Genomic DNA, 17,809 nt, shown 5'->3' with positions numbered 1-17,809 from the left:
TTATCTAAGGAGCCGACATGGCGACAATCGTCGCTTCCGCGCCGCCTGAGACGTCCGAGCGGAGCCCGTGGCCCGCGGTGGTCGCGCTCGCGTTCGCGGCCTCCATCGCCGCCTTGCAGAACACGGCCGTGGTCCCCTTGCTTCCCGTGCTCCAGCGCGAGCTGCACACCTCGCTCTCCGCCGTGAGCTGGACGCTCACGCTGAGCCTGCTGGTCGGCGCGGTGTCCACGCCGTTGCTGTCCAGGTTCGGCGACATGTACGGCAGGCGGCCGATGATCCTCGGCGCGCTGGCCCTCCTGGTGATCGGCTCTCTCATCGGGGGACTGGCCACCTCGTTGCCGTGGCTGCTCCTGGGCCGGGTTTTGCAGGGATTCGTGGCGGCGCTGGTGCCACTGGCGATCGGGGTGGTCCGCGACATGCTGCCCAGGCAGCAGCTGGCCACCGGCATCGGGGTGCTCAGCGCCACGATGGGGTTCGGCAGCGGGGGCGGGATGATCCTCGCGGGACTCGCCTCGGGTGACTACCACGCCGTGTTCTGGATCACCGGCGCGATCACGGTGGTCGCCGCGGTGATCGTCGCCTTCCTGGTGCGCGACCGGGCTCCGGGTCGCGGCGGGCGGCCGGACCTGGCCGGGGCGTTCCTGCTGACCGTGTGGCTGGTCGCGCTGCTGCTGGCCATCAGCGAGGGCGGATCGTGGGGCTGGGGCTCGCCGGGGGTGCTCGGGCTGTTCGCGGTCGCGGTGGTGGTCGCGGTGGTGTGGGTGGCCGTCGAGCGGCGGGTGGCCGAGCCGCTGGTGCAGATGTCGATGCTGGTGCAGCGCGGCACGATCGGCGCGACGGTCGCCTCGATGCTGCTCGGGTTCGCCTTCTTCACCGTCATGACGGGCATCTCGGGGTTCACCCAGGCGCCGGCCTCGGGGCTGGGGGCCTCCACCTTGGAGGTGGGGTTCTACCTGCTGCCCAGCACGCTGTTCATGCTGGTGATCTCGCTGTTCGCCGGGCGGTTCATGCGCAGGTTCTCGGCCTCGTCGATGGTGGCGGCCGGTGCCGGGGTCGTCGCGCTCGCGGCGATCTGGCTGGTCTTCGCGCACCGCACCGGGGGTGACATCTACGTGGCGACGTCGCTGCTGGGCATCGGGCTCGGGGTGGGCTACGCGGCTCTCGGCACCATGGCGGTCGAGCACGTCGCCCCGGACAAGACGGCGCTGGCCGCCGGGGTCAACGCGCTGGTACGCATCGTGGGTGGCAGCACCGCGGGCGCGGTCATCGCCGCCGTCCTGGCCGCTCAGCCGGGCGTACTCGGATATCAGTGGGTCTTCGGGGTGGCCGCCGTCGCGGGCGGGGTGGCGGCGGCCTTCGCCGCCGTGTTCGGCCTGCTCAACCGCCGCGTGGCGGTCGCGGCGGGGTAAGTGCGGCGTGCGGGTGACGCGGCCCGGGGGCGCTCAGAGCGCCTTCAGGCCGCTGATCACCTCCAGCAGCACCGTGGCGTCGGGCGCGGGACGCGGCGGCTCGACCTGTACGAGCTGCTGCGCGTGCAGGTCACCGACGAGCACCCGGACCACGCCGATGGGCAGGTTCAGCTCGGCGGCCACGTCCACGAGCCGGGTCGGTTTCGTGCACTTCTGCATGATGATCAGATGCTCGGGGCCGAGACCGGCGGGCGGCGTCAGGCCGCCGGCCGTGATGATCACCGCGATGAGGTCGATGGCCTTGCTCGCGGGGACGGTACGGCCCCTGGTCAGTAAGTAGGCGGGGACGATAGGACCCGCGTCCTCGTCCAGCCACCGCTCGTCATTCACTGGGCACCACCCGCATGGGCCGGGCGGCGGGCTCCTTGGCGCGGCTCTCCGGCTCGGCCGGCGGGTCGCTCACGTGTTCTGCCGGGATCAACACGATCGCGGTGGTCCCTCCATATGGTGAACCGCGTAACGTGACGCGGATGTCATGCCTGGCGGCCAGGCGGGAGACGACGAAAAGGCCGAGCTCGTCACTGTCGGCCAGGTCGAACTCCGGTGGGCTGGCCAAGCGCTCGTTGCACTCGGCCAGCTTCTCTTCGCTCATCCCGAGACCGCGGTCCTCCACCTCGAAGACGAAGCCGCGGGCCGCCGCCTCGCCGCGCACGACGACCGTGGTGTGCGGCGGTGAGCTGACGGTGGCGTTCTCGATGAGCTCGGCGATCAAGTGAATCACATCTCCGACGACCGGTCCGGCCAAGCGCTGCCCGGGCATCGGCTCGACGGTGACGCGCTGGTAGTCCTCGACCTCGGCCGCCGCGCCGCGCGCCACGTCCAGCAGCGGCACGGGCTTGCTCCAGCCGCGGCCGGGGGTGGCGCCCGACAGGATGATCAGGCCCTCGGCGTGCCGACGCATGCGGGTGGTCAGGTGGTCGAGGCGGAACAGGTCGTCGAGGGCGTGCGGATCCGTCGTACGGTGCTGCATTCCCTCAAGCTGGATCCGCTGCCGGTGCAGCAGGGTCTGGCTGCGCCTGGCCAGGTTGCGGAAGACGTGGCCGACACCATCGCGCAGCTGCGACTGCCCGACCGCGGCCTCCACGGCCGTCTGCTGGACGGTGGAGAACGCCTGGCCGACGTCGGCGATCTCGACGGTCGTGCTCGCCACCGACAGCTCGGGCACCTCGACCTTCTCACCCTTGCGCAGCTTGGCCACCACCTGCGGCAGCCGTTCCTGGGCCACTTCGAGCGCGGCCTGCCGGAGCCCGAGCAGTTCCTTGGACAGCCGCGTGCCCATCCGCAGCGAGAAGGCGATCGACACGATCACCAAGACGAAACACGTCCCCGCCAGCACGAACGACTGATAGAGCACCGAGTCCGCCACCGGCTCCGCCCGCGCGGAGAGCATCGTGCTCGCCTGCATCTGGGCTTCCTGGAACGACTTGGCCAGCGTGTCGGCCGTGGTCAACCAGGACTTCGGGGCGCCGCCCGCGATGATCTGGTCCTCCATGAGCCGCATCCGCTGATAGGCGGCCGAGGTGATCAGCGACACCTGCGTGTCACGCAGGCGCGGGTCGAGCTCGCCGAGCGCCTGGTCGATGAGGAAGCGCCGGTTGCCGACCCACTGGGTGAACAGCCTGCGCTCGGCGATCGAGGTCGGCCCGACCGCGATGGCCTGCTCCCTGGTGAGCAGTTCCTTGGCGTACCCCATGTCGATGACGATGCGCGACTGCTCGTAGATGGGGATGTCGTCGATGAACGCCACCCGCCGATGCAGGCCGAAGAGCGCGTCGGTCATCGCGTTGTAGGACTCGACCGCGCGCAGGCGGTCGGACAGGCCCGCGTCGATCTCGGCCCTGACCGCGTCCAGCCGATCCATCTGCGTGAGCACGGAGTCGACCTGGGTCCGGATCGTCTCCGAGGAGTTCATGGACAGACTGGAGAGCTTCTTGAAGTCCGCGTCGGCCACGTCGGTCTTGGTGCGCTGCGCCGCGGTGGCCGACCGGTCGGCCGAACTCCCCGTACGCAGCAGCTTCACCGAGGCCAGGCGCTCGCGCTGGATCTCGTTGATGAGCTTGTACGCGGGCAGCCGCAGGTTGGTCCAGAGCGTCTTGTACTGGCGCAGTTCCAAGCTCTGGCTCGCGCTGACGGCGGTGATGACTCCCCACAGCACCACCATCGAGGCAAGCGGAACCAGCAGTAGGCCGATGATCTTCATGCGGATCGTTCGGCTACGACCCATGGCACCTCATTCCGGTCGGTCCCCTGCTGGCAACCCCGGACGGGACAAGCCCAGAGGATAGCAATTCGATCTCTGGATTGGCTAATTTTTCGGGACTTTTGGACTTTTGGCGGGCATCGTGCAGTAGGTTTCGGCGTACATCCGTCACAGAGGGAGATGCGTTGCGCCGTCGTCTCGCAGCGGTCGCCGCGCTGGTGCTCTCCATCGCCGCGTGTTCGACCCCTACAGAGGTACGGCAGGCACCGGCCGGAGAGTCGCCGTTCGTGTACGTCCAGAACCTGGACGTGATCACCGACTGGGACCCCAGCCGCTCGTACTCCAACGAGATCATCGCCCTGCAGAACGTCTACGAGACGCTGACCGTCTGGAACCCGGTGACCAAGAAGTCCAGCCCCCGGCTGGCCACCGCGTGGCGCTCGTCGCCGGACGGCAAGACGTGGACGTTCACGCTGCGTTCGGGAGTCACTTTCCACACCGGCCGGCCCCTGGACGCCGCGGCGGTGAAGGCGTCGATCGAGCGGACCATGAAGGGTGCGACCGGGGCGTCCTACATCTGGGACGCGGTGTCCGGCATCCGGGCCGACGACGCGGAGACCGTGACGTTCACCCTCAAGTACCCGGTCCCGCTGGACCTGGTCGCCTCCTCCGGCTACGCCGCCTACATCTACGACACCCAGGCCGCGCCCGATCTCGGCAAGTGGTTCCAGGAGGGCCGGGACGCGGGCTCAGGCCCGTACACGGTCGCCAGCTGGCGCAAGGGCAAGGAGAAGGAGCTCACGCTCAAGTCGTACGACGGCTACTGGGGTGGCTGGAGTCAGCCCCACTACCGCACGGTCGAGTTCCGCGTCATACCCGACCCCGAGCGGGCCTGGAAGATGCTGGTCCGCGGCGACGTGAGCTTCGTGGACCGGCTCAACCCGCGTCTGTTCGCCAGGGCGTCGGTCACGCCGGGCCTGCGCACGTCCGAGCGGGCGTCGTTCCAGACGGCGATGCTGCTGTTCAACACGGCCGCGGGCCCCATGGCCGACGTACGGGTACGGCGCGCGGTGCAGAAGGCCGTCGACTACCAGGGCATCATCCAGGCGCTCAAGGGCGCCGCCTCACCGACCAGCGGCATCGTGCCGGAAGGGCTGCCCGGCCACACCCCGGGACGAGCGCCGAAGCAGGACCTCGTGGAGGCCGCGCGGCAGCTCCAGCTGGCGGGCTACGGCCCCACCGGCCGGCCTCTGCGGCTGCGGCTCACCTACGCCGAGGGCGACAACGACGAGCGACTGCTCGTGACCAGGCTGCAGGCCACGCTCAAGGCGCTCAACGTCACGCTGGACGCGCGGGCGATGCCATGGAACGCCCAATGGGAGCAGGGCAAGAAGCGCGGCCAGGACATCTTCGTCATGTACTGGTGGCCCGACTACGCCGACGGCTACTCGTGGTTCGGCAACGTCTTCCACAGCGCCGAGCCGCCCGTCTTCAACCTGGCCTATCTGAAGGACAAGAAGACGGACGCCCTGCTCGACACGCTGCCCGAGCTCACGGTGACCGACAAGGCCGCCGCCCAGCGAGGCTTCGCGCAGGCCACGAGCCGCATATTGGACCAGCAGGTCGCCGGGGCGCTGCCTTGGGTGGTCAACTACCAGCGGGCGTATCTTGGCGGCATTCAGAACTATGACGACAACCCGGCTTATCCAGACGTGGTATTCGTCTACGACCTGCGCCCGGCCGGCTGAGCTGTGCTTATGGCCTCACTTCGTGAGGCGGTGCTGCTTCTTGGACGCGGTCGCGCAGTCGTTGCTTGATCTCTTCGGGGGTGTAGGCGCGACGGCGTCGTTCGGCCCGCGCGATCGCCACCCCGGTGGCCGCGACTCCCGCGACCCCGGCCAATCCGAGTACCTTCCACCAGCGCATGTGCCTAGGCTATCCGTGTGCTGACTCTCGACGAGGCCGTGAGCCTGACCAGGACCGGCGATCTGTGGGTCTTCCGCGGGCGCTCGGTGCCGGACCGCGCCATCCAGACGATGACCAACAGCCCGATCAACCACGTCGGCATGGCGATCGTCGTCGAGGACCTGCCGCCCATGATGTGGCACGCCGAGCTCGGCAGATCGCTCCCCGACCTCTGGTCGGGCAGCCACCAGCGTGGGGTGCAGCTGCACGACCTGCGCGACGCGGTCACCGTCTGGGCCAACAGGTACGGCCAGCGGGCCTGGCTCCGCCAGCTCGAACCCGAGGCGACCCCCGAGATGGAGGACGCGGCCCTGCGCGCGGTGGCCCGGCTCGACGGCACCCCGTTCCCCTCCACCGCGAGATTGGCGGCCCGCTGGGCCAGGGGGCGGGTCCCGCTGCTGCGGCGCCGGCTGGGGGAGAGCACGCTGGAGAGCGCCTACTGCGCCGAGATCGTCGCGATCACGTACGAGGAGATGGGGCTGCTGCCCGGCGGGCGCCGGCCCAACTGGTACGACCCGGGCCGGTTCTGGAGCGGCGACTCACTCGACCTCGTGGGTGAGCACAAGCTGGGCAACGAGATCACGGTGGGCGTCGAGCGGACCGGCTGACCCGCGATTTCAGTGGTGCGTCGTGGCGCGGGTGCGTCGCAGTGCCAGTGGCAGCGTGGCGGCGACCAGTGCCGCGGTCACGGCGAAGCCCACGGGGTAGCCCGTGTGCCCGATGAACAGGCCGAACCCCATCGCGCCGACACCCATCCCCGCGTCGTAGGCGAGGTTCCACAGGGCGCTGACCGGGCCGGCGGGGCCGCGTTCGAGCATCAGGGCCAGCGTGGCGTTCTGCAGCACCCCGAACCCGATGCCGAACAGCGCCATCCCGGCCACCACCGCGACCGGCTCGGCGGACCAGACCTGGAGGGCGACGCCGACGGCGGTGACGAGGACGCCGGGCACCAGCAGCCGCTCCGAGCCGTGCCCGTCCCCGACCTTGCCCGCCCACCAGCGGGCCAGCGGCGTGCCGAGCGACTGGGCGAGCAGCGCGCCCGAGGCCAGCTCCGGCGACCCGGCCAGCGGCAGGAACGTCACCAGCACGCCGACGGCCAGCGTGACCGCGGCGAAGATCAGCGTGGGCCGCACCTGACTCCGCAGATCGAACGTCCCGGCCGCCTTGGCACCAGGCCCAGTGGTGGGCGCTGTGTCGGTCTCTGCGGCGGGTCTGAGGGCGGGCAGTCCGAGTACCGCGACCAGTCCGGCCAGCGGGATCAGGCCGCCCACGACGAGCACCGGGGTGAAGCCGAGCACTCCCGCCGCCCACAGGCCCAGCGGCAGCCCGATGACCGACGGGACACCCACCGCCACGCCGTACAGGCCGAGTCCCTCGCCACGCCGTTCGGTGGGCACCAGCTCGGCGGCCAGCGCGGTGCCCGCGACGACCAGGATGCCGAGCCCGCCGCCGCGCAGCAGGGCCACCGCGAGGATCAACGGCAACCCCGCCGAGAGGGGGAGCAGCAAGGAGGGCAGGCCGAGCAGCACCAGACCGAGCGACAGCACAGCGCGGTAGCCGTACCTCGACAGCAGCCACGGAACGGCCAGTTCCAGCAGGACCGTGGACAGCATCATGGCGCCGGTCGTAAACCCCACACCGGACTCGCCCGCGCCGCCTGACGCCGCGTAGAGCGGCATGGCCGCGAACAGCAGGTAGAACCCGAGCAGCCCACCGGCCGCGGCGGCCATGGTCATGAGCAGCGGACGGGTGAGCAGCGAGCCAGATGGGGCGGGGTGGGTCAACATAACTCAAACGGTGCCGGAGGCGCGTCTTAGGCACATCCGGCATGATGCGTAGCCGCCTCTTCATAATGGGTTTTGTGTTCGTCGGACGTCAGAAGCAGCTCGCCGCGCTGGCGGCCGCCCTGGAGCGCACTCCGGGCGCGGTGCTCGTCGTCGGGGAGGCGGGCATCGGCAAATCGGCCCTGGTACGCGAGTTCACGGGCGGCGTCGATGCGCTGGTGGCCGAGGGCGGCGCCGACCCGGGGACGGCCCTTCAGACGGCGGCCGCGCATGGGGTTCAGGCGGGCGTGCATGGTGTTCAGGGCGGTATGCCGTACGCGGTGTTCGTGCCGGTGCTGCGCCGCCTGGTCCGGGAGTATGGTGCTGAGCTCGTTCCCGGCGGCGGCCGGAATGGGCTGGCTCGGCTGCTGCCCGAGCTCGGCGAGCTGGAGGAGCACCCGGAGCTGGGGCGGGCCCGGCTGTTCGAGGAGGTGCTGTTGCTGGTCGAGCGGGCGGCCGAGCGGCGGCCCGTCGTCCTCGTACTGGAAGATCTGCACTGGGCCGACCAGGCCAGCCGCGACCTGCTGGTGTTCCTGCTGCGCAACCTGACGCGGCCCGGCGTGCTGGTGATCGCGACCTCGCGGGAGCCGCTGCGCCTGCCCATGGCCGAGGTGCTCAAGGTCCCGCCGCTGGGCCGTGACGAGGTGGCGCGCATGCTCGGCGGCACCGATGGTGAGCAGGACGCGCCGCTCGGGCGTACTGACGGCGAGCGGGTCGTGCCGCTTGGACGTGCCGACATCGACCGGATCGTGGCGCGTAGTGAGGGCAACCCGCTGTTCGTGGAGGCGCTGGCCGACGCGGGCACCGCCACCACGCCCGCGTCGCTGCGCGAGCTGCTGCTCGCCGGTGCCGAGCGGCTCGGCCGGGCCAGTCTGGACGTGCTGCGGATCGCCGCCGTGTCGTCGTCGGTGTCGCCCTCGTACGGGGGGAGCCGGACGCCGCACGAGGTGCTGCGGTCTGTGGCGGGACTGGACGACCTGGCGCTCGACGAGGCGCTGCGGCCGGTCGTCCGGGCTCGGCTGCTGCTGGTGGATGGGGACGGCTACGTGTTCAGGCACACGTTGATCCGGGACGCCGTTTACGACGACCTGCTGCCGGGGGAGCGCATCCGGCTGCATACCCGCTGCGCCGAGGCGCGGCCCGAGCCGGCCGCCGACCACTGGTACGCGGCGGGCGACCGGCGCCGCGCCTTCGAAGCGGCCTGGCGGGCGGGCCGGTGGGAGCGCGTACTGGAACTGTGGGATCAGTCCGACTCACCTGATGACGGTTCCGACGGCGGTATGGATCACGCGGCGGTGCTGGAGCTGGCCGCCAAGGACGCGCTGCACGCGGGCGACGCCGAGCGGGCCGAGGAGCTCGCGAGCCGGGCGCTGGACGAGGTTCGCGACCCGCTGCGGGCCGCCCACCTGCTGGAGCTGCGGGTGGCGATCCGCGACCTGCTCGGTGAGGAGGGGCTGGCGGACCTGCGTGAGGCGATCCGGCTGGCGCCGCGCGAGGCCCGGCTGATCGGCGCCCTGGCCAACACGCTGGCCTGGAACGGCCAGGACGCCGAGGCCCGTGCCCATGCCGAGGACGCGCTGGCGCTCGGCGACTCCAGATCCCTGGTCACGCTGGCCGCGCTCACCGCGCTCGAAGGCGACCTGGCGGCCGCGTCGCGACTGCACGCCGAGGCGCGTGCCGCCGCTCCCGATGACGACACGGTGCTGGCCGCGTACGCCGGCGAGGCCGACGTGCTGGAGGCGGCGGGCGAGCACGCCAAGGCGGAGGCGGTCGCGCGCCGGGGCATGGCGCAGGCCAGGCGCCTGGGCATGGCCCGCTCGCGCGGCGCCCACATCGCCGCGAACCTGGCCGAACCCCTGGCCTCCCTCGGCCGCTGGAAGGAGGCGCGCGAGGTCATCGACGCGGCCCTGGCGCTCGATCCGCCGCCGATCCACCGGGCCTGGCTGCTGATGGTGCTCGGCACGGTCGCGGTGTGGGAGGGGTCGCTGGGGGAAGCGGCCGACGTTCTGGATCGGGCCAGGCCGCTGATGCGCGGGCGCTCGCGCGGCTACGACTCGTGCCTGGAGCCCGACCTGCTCGAAGGCAGGCTCGCCGTCGCCGCCGGCGACGTGGAGCGGGCCGGGCGGCTGGCCGACCACGTGCTGTCCGCGCATGATCTGACGCTCAGCCGCCGCTACGCCTGGCCGTTGCTCGTGATCGCCGCGCGTACGGGCCGGGTGCGCCAGGCGCCCGCGGGCATGGAGACGACGGGGCGGGTCCAGGAGGCGTACCGGGCGACGTTCGAGGCCGAGTGCGGGGGCTCGTGGGCAGCCGCCGTGGCCGCCTGGCGGATGGTCGGCCAGCCGTACGCGCTGGGGCAGGCCCTGGTCAGGGCGGCCGAGCAGGATCCGGAGTCGGCACGCGAGCTGCTGCGTGAGGCCGCCGCCATCGCCGAGCGGCTGGGCTCGGCGCCGTTGCGGCAGGAGGTCGAGGCGGCCGCGGCCAGCGGCAGGGTGCGCCTGACGGCCGAGCCGGGGCTGTCGGCGCGGGAGCTGGAGGTGCTGGAGCTGGTGGCCGAGGGGCTGAGCAACAGGCAGATCGCCGAGCGGCTGTTCATCTCGGCCAGGACCTCGGGCGTCCATGTGTCCAACATCATGGCCAAGCTCGGCGTGGCCTCCCGGGTCGAGGCGGCGGCACTGGCCCGCCGTACCGGGCTCCTGTAAGGCGCTGTCGTCGGCGTCCGATCGTGGCTAGCCGCCGCGCTCCGGGCCACGTCACAGTGGGTCGGGTGATGGATGCGGACAATCTGTACGCGGTGCTCAGGAGCCGCGATCGGCGCTTCGACGGGCGGTTCTTCGTCGGGGTCGTCACCACGGGCGTCTACTGCCGGCCGAGCTGCCCGGCGGCCATGCCCAAGCCGGAGAACCTGCGGCTCTACCCCTCAGCCGCGGCCGCCCAGCAGGCGGGCCACCGGGCCTGCAAGCGCTGCCGGCCCGACGGGGCGCCCGGCTCGCCCGACTGGAACCTGCGGGCCGACGTGGCCGGCCGGGCGATACGGCTGATCGCCGACGGGCTGGTGGACCGGGAGGGCGTCTCTGGGCTGGCCGCCCGGCTCGGCTACAGCGAGCGGCAGCTGCACCGGCTCCTGCTGGCCGAGCTGGGCGCCGGGCCGCAGGCGCTGGCCAGAGCGCAGCGGGCGCAGACCGCGCGGGTCCTGCTGGAGTCGACGGGGTTGGGGGCGGGGGAGGTGGCGTTCGCGGCGGGGTTCGCGAGCATCAGGCAGTTCAACCAGACGATCAGGCAGCTGTACGGGCTGACGCCGACCGAGCTGCGGTCCCGCACTGTTGGGCACCCCGCGACCGAGCGCGGCTCCGGGGAAGGGTCGCGGGCTGTCCGGGTCGAGGTGCGGCTGGCCTACCGGCCGCCGCTGGACGCGGCGGCGCTGTTCGCCTACCTGGCAGCGCGGGCCGTGCCCGGCGTCGAGGAGGGCGGGGCCGGGTTCTACCGAAGATCGCTGCGCCTGCCGTACGGGACAGCAGTGGTGAGCGTGACGGACGGCGGCGATCACATGCGGTGCGAGCTGCTGCTGGAAGACGTCAGGGACCTGGCCGTCGCCGTGCGGCGGTGCCGGGTGCTGCTCGACCTCGACGCCGACCCGCGCGAGATCGAGGAGGTGCTCGGTGCGGACCCGGTGCTCGCCCCGCTGGTCACGGCCCGTCCAGGGCTGCGCGCGCCGGGCCACGTGGACCCGGCCGAGCTGGCCGTACGCGCGATGTGCGGGCAGGGGGAGGAGCTGGCGGAACTGGTCGAGCGCTTCGGCGAGCCGCTGGGCAGCCCGGCCGGAGCCGTGACCCACCTGTTCCCGCCGATGGCGGCGCTGGCCGAGGTCGTCCCGATCGCCGAGGCACTGGTCACCGGGCGGCTCACGCTCGATCCGGGCGCCGATCGGGACGAGGCCGAGCGGCAACTGCGCGCCGTACCCGGCGTGGACGAGCGGACCGCCGCCTACATCCGCATGCGCGCGCTCGCCGACCCCGACGTCTTCCTGCCCACCCAGCGGGTACGGCAGGCGCCCGCGAGCTGGCGCCCCTGGCGCTCCTACGCCCTGCATCACCTGTGGGCCGCGGCATGATGCTCACCGTTCTGGCCACGCGGGACTTCCGCCGGCTGTGGATCGGCTCGTCCATCTCGCTGGCCGGCGACGGCATGACGCTGGTGGCCCTGTCCTGGCTGGTGCTCAACGGCCCCGGCGGCGTCGCCGGGCTCAGCCTGCTGGCCGCCTGCTACACCGTTCCGGTGCTGGCCGGTGGGCTGGCGGTGGGCCCGCTGCTCGACCGCTTCGACAAGCGGCACGTGCTGGCCGCCGACAGCCTGATCAGGGGTGTCGCGGTGGCCACCGTGCCGCTGACGGCCGCGCTGGGCGGCGTGCCGGGCTGGCTGCCGTTCGTCGTGGCGGCCCTGCACGGCCTGCTCAAGATGGTGCCCATGGCCGGTGTGCCCGCCGCCATCCCGGACCTCGTCGAGCCGGACGCGCTCGACCAGGCCAACGCGCTCGAGTCCCTGGCGTACGCCGTGTCCGGAATCGTGGGCTACGCCCTGGCCGGAACGTTGATCGACGCCATCGGCGCGGTGAACGTCCTCGCCCTCGACGCGGTGAGCTATCTGTGCTTCACCGTGGCCGCACTGCTGGTCCGCACGCCGCTGCGGCCGCACGTGACGGCGGAGAGGGGCCGGCCGCGCCTCGGCCACCTGCTGCGGGATCGGGCGCTGGTACGCACGACGTTGGCGTTCATGGCGTTCAACATCGCCGAGGGTGCCCTGGTGCTGGTCGCCGGGCCTTGGCTGGCCAAGGACCAGGTGCCCGGCGGCCCGGCCACGCTGGCGCTGCTGCTGAGCGCCCTGTCGGTGGGCGAGCTGGTGGGCGGGTTCCTGGCCGGATCGTGGAAGCCGAACGTCAGCCGGATGCGGGCGATCGGGCTGGCGCAGCTCGTGGCGGCGGCCGGATTCCTGGCGCTGCTTGCCGTACCCGACCGGTGGGTGCTCGCGGCCGGGTTCCTGCTGATCGGGGCGGCGGGCGTGGTGATGACCATCTGGGCCCAGTCGCTGCGCATGGAGCTGATCCCGCCCGCCCTGCGCGGCCGCGCGTTCAGCGTGCTCCGTACGCTCATGCAGGCCACACCGCCGGTCGGCGCCGCCGCCGTCGCCCCGCTCCTGGCCGGCGGGAACCTCACGCTGACCGCCGTCCTCATGGCCGCTCTGGCCGGGCTGCCCGCCCTCCTCCTGCTCCTGCCGCGCGGCTGAGCCGGGGCACGCTGTCGAGGAGCTTGCGCGTGTACGGGTGGGCGGGGGAGCCGAGTACGGCCAGGGTGGGGCCCTGCTCGACGACGCGTCCGCGTTCGAGCACGGCCGTGTCCCGGCAGAGGGCCGCCACCACGGTCAGGTCGTGCGAGACCATCACCACTGCCATGCCCCGGCTCTCGCCCAGCTCGGCCAGCAGTTCGACGACACGTACCCGGGTCGAGACGTCGAGCGCGCTGACCGGCTCGTCGGCGAGCAGCACCTTCGGCTCGCAGACGATGGCCCTGGCGATCGCGATGCGCTGCCGCTGCCCGCCCGAGAACTCGTGCGGGTAGCGGCGCGCCGCGTCGGCGGGCAGCCCGACCGCCCGCAGCGCCTCGGCCACCCGATCCCCCGCCTCGTCGCGCGAGCCGAGCAGTCTCAGCGAGCGCAGCGGCTCGGAGACGATCCGGCCCACGCGCTGCCGGGGATCGAGGGAGGAGTACGGGTCCTGGAACACGGGCTGCACGTTCCGCCGGAACTCGCGGCCACTGGGCTCCCCGCCGTCGAACAGGATCCGGCCACTGCTCGGCCTGGCCAGGCCGAGCAGCAGCCGCAGCAGCGTCGTCTTGCCCGCGCCGGACTCGCCGACCAGGGCCAGGCTGCGCCCAGGGGAGACGGCGACCGACACGCCGGTGAGCACGGGGGCCGCCTTCCGGTAGGCGAATCCCACGTCGCGAGCCTCCAGCACCACGTTGCCCCCGGATCCTGCGCGGGCGGGGTTCGCGGCGTCATCCGGTCCGGCTCCAGCGGGGTTCATGGCGCCATCCGATCCAGCTCGCCTTCCAGCTCCCACGCGCTGTTCACCAGCGAGCGGGTGTACGCGTGGCGGGGCTCGTACACGATGTCGCGCACGCTGCCCGACTCGACCGCCACCCCCTCCTTCAGCACCACGATCCGGTCCGTGACCCCCGCCACGACGGCCAGGTCGTGACTGATGAACAACAACGCCATCCCCCTGCTCGCGACCAGCCCGTCGAGCAGCGTCAGCACCTCGGCCTGGACGGTGACGTCCAAGGCCGTGGTCGGCTCGTCGGCGATCAGCAGCTTCGGCCGGCAGGCCAGGGCCATGGCGATGGCCACCCGTTGCCGCTGGCCGCCGGAGATCTCGTGCGGGTACGCCCGCGCCACGCGCTCGTCGAGCCGCACCTCGGCCAAGGCCGCCATGACCGCGGCGCGCAGCGGGCCGCCGCGTAGCCGCTGGTGGCGGCGGAGCGGCTCGGCGAGCTGGTGGCCGACGCGCATCAGCGGGTCGAGCGCCGTGAGCGGCTCCTGGAAGACGACGGCCGCCGCCCGGCCGCGCACCCCGTCGAGCTTGCCGTCCCGCGCGCCGACGATCTCCGTGCCGTCCAGTACGGCACTGCCGTGCGCGGTCATGCCGACCGGGAGCAGGCCCATGACGGCCAGCGCGGTCAGCGACTTGCCGGAGCCGGACTCGCCGATCAGGCCGAGCCGGTCACCGGTGCCCACGGTGAAGGAGACGTCGGTGACCAGCTCGCGGCCGTCCGCCCGCCGTACCGTGAGGTCATTGACGTCCAGCAGGCTCATCGGCTCCTCCGGCGGGTCGGATCGGCCAGCTCTCTGAAGCCGTCGGCGACCAGGTTCACGCCCAGGACGAGCACAACGAGCAGCACGCCCGGCGCGATGGCGCCGGTCGGCGCGGTGAGCACGGTGGCCTGGGCCTCCTGCAGCAGCCGTCCCCATGAGGCGTTCGGCGGCGGGGGGCCGAGGCCGAGGTAGGACAGGGACGCCTCGGCCAATACGGCCAGACCGAGCTGCAGGGCCAGGTTGACCAGCAGCGTCGGCCAGATGTTCGGCAGCACATGCTCGGTCACGACGCGCGGCCACGAGGTGCCCGAGGTACGGGAGGCTGTGATGTAGTCCTGGGCCAGCACCCGCTTGACCAGCACCCGCGTCAGCCGCGCGACGATCGCCGACATCGCCAGCCCGATCGCCAGCACGGCCGAGCCCAGCGACGCCTGTCGTACCGCGACCACCAGCATGGCCAGCAGCAGCGTGGGGAAGGCGATGAGGATGTCGAGCACGGCGGAGATCGTGTCGTCCAGCCACCGGGTCGCGAACCCGGCCAGCAGCCCGGCGGCCACCCCGAGCACGCCGCCGACCAGCACGGAGCCGAAGCCGACCGTCAAAGCGATGCGCGCGCCGACCATGAGCCGGCTGAGCAGGTCGCGGCCGAGCTTGTCGGTGCCGAGCCAGTGCGCGCCGCCGGGCGGGACGAGCCGCCCGCCCGAGCTGTCGGACGGGTCGTACGGCAGCCAGAGCAGCGAGACCACGGCGACCGCGCACACCAGCGCCACCAGCGCACAGCCGATCAGGAACGTCGGCGATCTCCTCACGGCCCGCCCCCGCTTCTCACGGCCGGTCTCCGCTTCTCACGGCCGGTCTCCCGCTCCTCACGGCCGGTCTCTCGTTCCTCATGGCCTGCCTCCGGACAGGTGGGCGCGGAGTCGCGGATCGACGAGCCGCTGCACCAGGTCGGCGGCGAACCCGATCACCAGCACCGCGAAGGTGCTGACCACCAGAACGCCCTGGATGACCGGATAGTCGTGCTCGGCGATCCCCTTCACCAACATCCCGCCCAGCCCCGGCAGCGCGAACACGCTCTCCACCACCACCGCGCCGAGGAACGTGGTGGCCAGCTCGATGCCGAGGATCGAGATGACCGGGACAGCCGCGTTGCGCAGCCCGTGCCGCCACATCGCGCCGACGAAGGACGAGCCGAGCGCTCTGGCCGTACGCAGATAGTCGGCGCCGAGCACGTCCACCGTGGCCGAGCGGACGTAGCGGATCAGCGAGGCCGACATGACCAGCGCGATCGTCACCACGGGCAGGGCCAGTGAGGTCAGCGCGGCGGCCGGGTCTTCCCACTCGTGCCGGGGGAACCCACCGGCCGGCAGCACCCGCAGCCGCAGCGCGAACACCGTGACCAGCAGCATCCCGATCCAGAAGACCGGCACCGCGATGCCGAGCTGCGACACCCCGTTCAGCAGCGGCCCGTACCAGCGGTCCGCCCGGTAGGCGGCCAGAAAGCCGACCGGCACCGCGACCACCACCGCCAGCAGGAACGACAGCAGCGTCAGCGGCACCGTCACCACCAGCCGGGAGGCGATCTCCTGCCCCACGGGCAGCGTGCTGACGAACGAGGTGCCCAGGTCGAACCGGGCCAGCCCGCCCAGCCAGGAGCCGAACTGCTCGGGCAACGGCCGGTCCGACCCGATCTGGTGCCGGGCCGCCGCGATCTGCTCCGGCGTGGCCCCGACCGACAGCAGCGAGTTCGCCGGATCACCGGGCAGCAGCCGGAGCAGCAGGAACAGCAGCGTCGCCGCCAGCAGCAGCGAGCCCAGCAGGAAGGCCGTCCGGCGCAGCAGGTAGCGCGCCATCAGCCCTTCTTGATGCCGTAGACGTAGAACTGCGAGTTCAGGCCGTTGATCGGGTAGCCCGACAGGTCCGACGACGCCACCACGATCTGCGGATAGAGGTAGAGCCAGTCGCTCGCCGCGTCCTCGGCGATCTGCCGGTTGACCTTCTTCAGCAGTTCGGTCTGCGCCTCGGTGGTCTCGGCCTGCTCGGCCTCGGCGACCCACTTGGTGACCTGCGGGTTGTCGTAGCCCCAGTAGAAGTCCGGGTCGCCGTACCAGACCACATCCCTGTCGTTGACGTGCTCCTGGAGGGTGGCGGCGAAGTCGCGGTTCTTGTACACCTTCGAGTACCACTCGTCGGCGGTGATGACGTTGATGGTGACGGTGATGCCGACCTTGGCCAGCTCGCTCTTGATGAACGCCGCCGCCGTGGGGTGCGGGTCGTAGTTGGGCGTGTCGAGCGTGAAGGCGAAGCCCTTGGCGTAGCCGGCCTCTGCGAGTTCCTTCTTCGCCAGGTTCACGTCATACGGATTGACCTTGGTCAGGTCCTCGTACCATGGGTCGGTCGGCGGCACCATCGAGCCGATCAGGCTGCCGTAACCTGCCCAGATCGACTCCAGCAGCTTGGCGTTGTCGATGGCCGAGGTGACGGCCTTGCGCACCAGCGGCTTATCGAACGGCGCCTTCCGGTCGTTGAAGGCCAGCAGTAGCTTGGTCGTGGAATGACCGTCACTGACCCGGTAATCCTTGTTGTCCTTGAACTGCGCGAGGGCGTCAGGGCTCTGCTCACTGGTGACGATGTCGACGGCGTTGGTGAGCAGCGCGTTGTTCAGCGCGGTCGCGTCGGTGAAGTAGTGGAACACGACGCCCTTGTTCGTGGGCTTGGCGCCCCAGTAGCCGTCGAACCGGTCGAGGCTCAGCGTGGAGCCGCGCTTCCATGCGCCCAGCTTGTACGGGCCGGTGCCGTCCTCGGTGGTCGTGAGGTTCTTCGCCGCCGAATTGATGATCCACACGTAGCTGAGGTTGTAGACCAGCGAGATCGACCGGCTCGCCAGCTTCACCACCACGGTCGCGTCGTCCGGGGTCTCGATGCTCTTGACCGGCTTGAAGCCGCTCTTGCGCGCCGACTGCGAGTCCTTCGCCGTCACCTTCTCGATGCTGTACTTCACATCGGCCGAGGTCAGCGGCTTGCCGGAGTGGAACTTCACACCCTTGCGCAGCGTGAAGGTATAGGTGAGGCCGTCGGGGCTCACCTTGTGGCTCTCGGCGAGCAGGTTCTCGACCTTGCCGGCGTCGGTCAGCTTGAACAGGCCCTCGTAGACGTTGCCGTTGAACGCCTCCGTGACGCCCTGGCCGCCGCCGGCGGTGTTGTCGAGGTTCTGCGGCTCGTAGAGGGAGCCGATCTCGATGGTCGCGGCGGTTGGTGGAGCGGTGCTGGTGGTGCCGCCCGACCCGGTGCCGCAGGCGGCGAGAGCTAGGCTGAGGACGAGGGCCGCACCGACGATCTTGCTGGTCACGAGGATCCCTGACATTTGGGTACTAAAGCGGTAGGTTTAGTAGAGTATAGCTGGGCTCGTGGGCCGGCGCCGGACGGGGTGTGACCTCGCCTTTCTCCACATTTATGGCCTGTAATGGGGCGCCAATTCACTACTGCAC

Annotated in this window: 15 protein-coding genes; 6 read left to right on the top strand and 9 right to left on the bottom strand. The window is 71.4% G+C overall.

Annotated features, from left to right (window positions below):
• The first annotated feature begins 17 nt into the window (after positions 1–17).
• Complete coding sequence (locus tag AB0L53_RS52135) at positions 18–1,409, top strand: MFS transporter (protein ID WP_364012180.1); 1,392 nt, start codon at positions 18–20, stop codon at positions 1,407–1,409.
• Between the two features lie 33 nt (positions 1,410–1,442).
• On the opposite strand, the gene AB0L53_RS52130 is transcribed toward AB0L53_RS52135, so the two are convergent.
• Positions 1,443–1,799 (bottom strand): DUF742 domain-containing protein, encoded by a 357-nt coding sequence (locus AB0L53_RS52130; protein WP_357644254.1) that lies wholly within the window; start codon positions 1,797–1,799, stop codon positions 1,443–1,445.
• Positions 1,792–3,693 carry a nitrate- and nitrite sensing domain-containing protein gene (locus AB0L53_RS52125; RefSeq protein ID WP_364012177.1) on the bottom strand — a complete coding sequence of 634 codons (1,902 nt, stop codon included), beginning with the start codon at positions 3,691–3,693 and terminating at the stop codon, positions 1,792–1,794. The genes AB0L53_RS52130 and AB0L53_RS52125 overlap by 8 nt, the downstream gene beginning before the upstream one ends.
• 161 nt (positions 3,694–3,854) lie before the next feature.
• Between AB0L53_RS52125 and AB0L53_RS52120 the strand changes: the two genes are divergently transcribed.
• The gene (locus AB0L53_RS52120) at positions 3,855–5,417 is read left to right on the top strand and encodes an ABC transporter substrate-binding protein (protein ID WP_364012174.1); all 1,563 of its coding nucleotides are present in this window, start codon (positions 3,855–3,857) and stop codon (positions 5,415–5,417) included.
• 7 nt (positions 5,418–5,424) lie between these two features.
• On the opposite strand, the gene AB0L53_RS52115 is transcribed toward AB0L53_RS52120, so the two are convergent.
• Positions 5,425–5,595 (bottom strand): hypothetical protein, encoded by a 171-nt coding sequence (locus tag AB0L53_RS52115; RefSeq protein ID WP_364012171.1) that lies wholly within the window; start codon positions 5,593–5,595, stop codon positions 5,425–5,427.
• Between the two features lie 20 nt (positions 5,596–5,615).
• Here AB0L53_RS52115 and AB0L53_RS52110 point away from each other — a divergent pair, with 20 nt between their 5' ends.
• The gene (locus AB0L53_RS52110) at positions 5,616–6,242 is read left to right on the top strand and encodes a hypothetical protein (protein ID WP_364012300.1); all 627 of its coding nucleotides are present in this window, start codon (positions 5,616–5,618) and stop codon (positions 6,240–6,242) included.
• A gap of 9 nt (positions 6,243–6,251) precedes the next feature.
• On the opposite strand, the gene AB0L53_RS52105 is transcribed toward AB0L53_RS52110, so the two are convergent.
• Positions 6,252–7,421: an MFS transporter gene (locus AB0L53_RS52105; RefSeq protein ID WP_364012168.1), complete on the bottom strand. Its 1,170-nt coding sequence runs from the start codon at positions 7,419–7,421 to the stop codon at positions 6,252–6,254.
• A gap of 74 nt (positions 7,422–7,495) precedes the next feature.
• Between AB0L53_RS52105 and AB0L53_RS52100 the strand changes: the two genes are divergently transcribed.
• From AB0L53_RS52100 to AB0L53_RS52090, 3 genes are all read left to right on the top strand, one after another.
• Positions 7,496–10,159, top strand: a complete 2,664-nt coding sequence (locus AB0L53_RS52100; protein ID WP_364012165.1) for an AAA family ATPase — start codon at positions 7,496–7,498, stop codon at positions 10,157–10,159.
• Between the two features lie 68 nt (positions 10,160–10,227).
• Positions 10,228–11,568, top strand: a complete 1,341-nt coding sequence (locus AB0L53_RS52095; RefSeq protein WP_364012162.1) for an AlkA N-terminal domain-containing protein — start codon at positions 10,228–10,230, stop codon at positions 11,566–11,568.
• The gene (locus AB0L53_RS52090) at positions 11,565–12,737 is read left to right on the top strand and encodes an MFS transporter (protein ID WP_364012159.1); all 1,173 of its coding nucleotides are present in this window, start codon (positions 11,565–11,567) and stop codon (positions 12,735–12,737) included. Before AB0L53_RS52095 ends, AB0L53_RS52090 begins: the two co-directional genes overlap by 4 nt.
• On the opposite strand, the gene AB0L53_RS52085 is transcribed toward AB0L53_RS52090, so the two are convergent.
• From AB0L53_RS52085 to AB0L53_RS52065, 5 genes are all read right to left on the bottom strand, one after another.
• Positions 12,682–13,533, bottom strand: a complete 852-nt coding sequence (locus AB0L53_RS52085) for an ABC transporter ATP-binding protein (protein ID WP_364012156.1) — start codon at positions 13,531–13,533, stop codon at positions 12,682–12,684. The genes AB0L53_RS52090 and AB0L53_RS52085 overlap by 56 nt on opposite strands.
• Positions 13,530–14,321 (bottom strand): ABC transporter ATP-binding protein, encoded by a 792-nt coding sequence (locus AB0L53_RS52080; protein ID WP_364012154.1) that lies wholly within the window; start codon positions 14,319–14,321, stop codon positions 13,530–13,532. The genes AB0L53_RS52085 and AB0L53_RS52080 overlap by 4 nt, the downstream gene beginning before the upstream one ends.
• Positions 14,318–15,130: an ABC transporter permease gene (locus AB0L53_RS52075; protein ID WP_364012151.1), complete on the bottom strand. Its 813-nt coding sequence runs from the start codon at positions 15,128–15,130 to the stop codon at positions 14,318–14,320. Before AB0L53_RS52075 ends, AB0L53_RS52080 begins: the two co-directional genes overlap by 4 nt.
• A gap of 78 nt (positions 15,131–15,208) precedes the next feature.
• Complete coding sequence (locus AB0L53_RS52070; RefSeq protein WP_364012148.1) at positions 15,209–16,174, bottom strand: ABC transporter permease; 966 nt, start codon at positions 16,172–16,174, stop codon at positions 15,209–15,211.
• Entirely contained in the window at positions 16,174–17,685 is a 1,512-nt protein-coding gene (locus AB0L53_RS52065) for an ABC transporter substrate-binding protein (RefSeq protein ID WP_364012146.1), read from the bottom strand. The genes AB0L53_RS52070 and AB0L53_RS52065 overlap by 1 nt, the downstream gene beginning before the upstream one ends.
• Between the last annotated feature and the right edge of the window lie 124 nt (positions 17,686–17,809).

The sequence above is a fragment of the Nonomuraea sp. NPDC052129 genome, assembly GCF_040680095.1.
GTDB lineage: Bacteria > Actinomycetota > Actinomycetes > Streptosporangiales > Streptosporangiaceae > Nonomuraea.
This window is presented reverse-complemented; position numbering and strand designations above follow the sequence as displayed.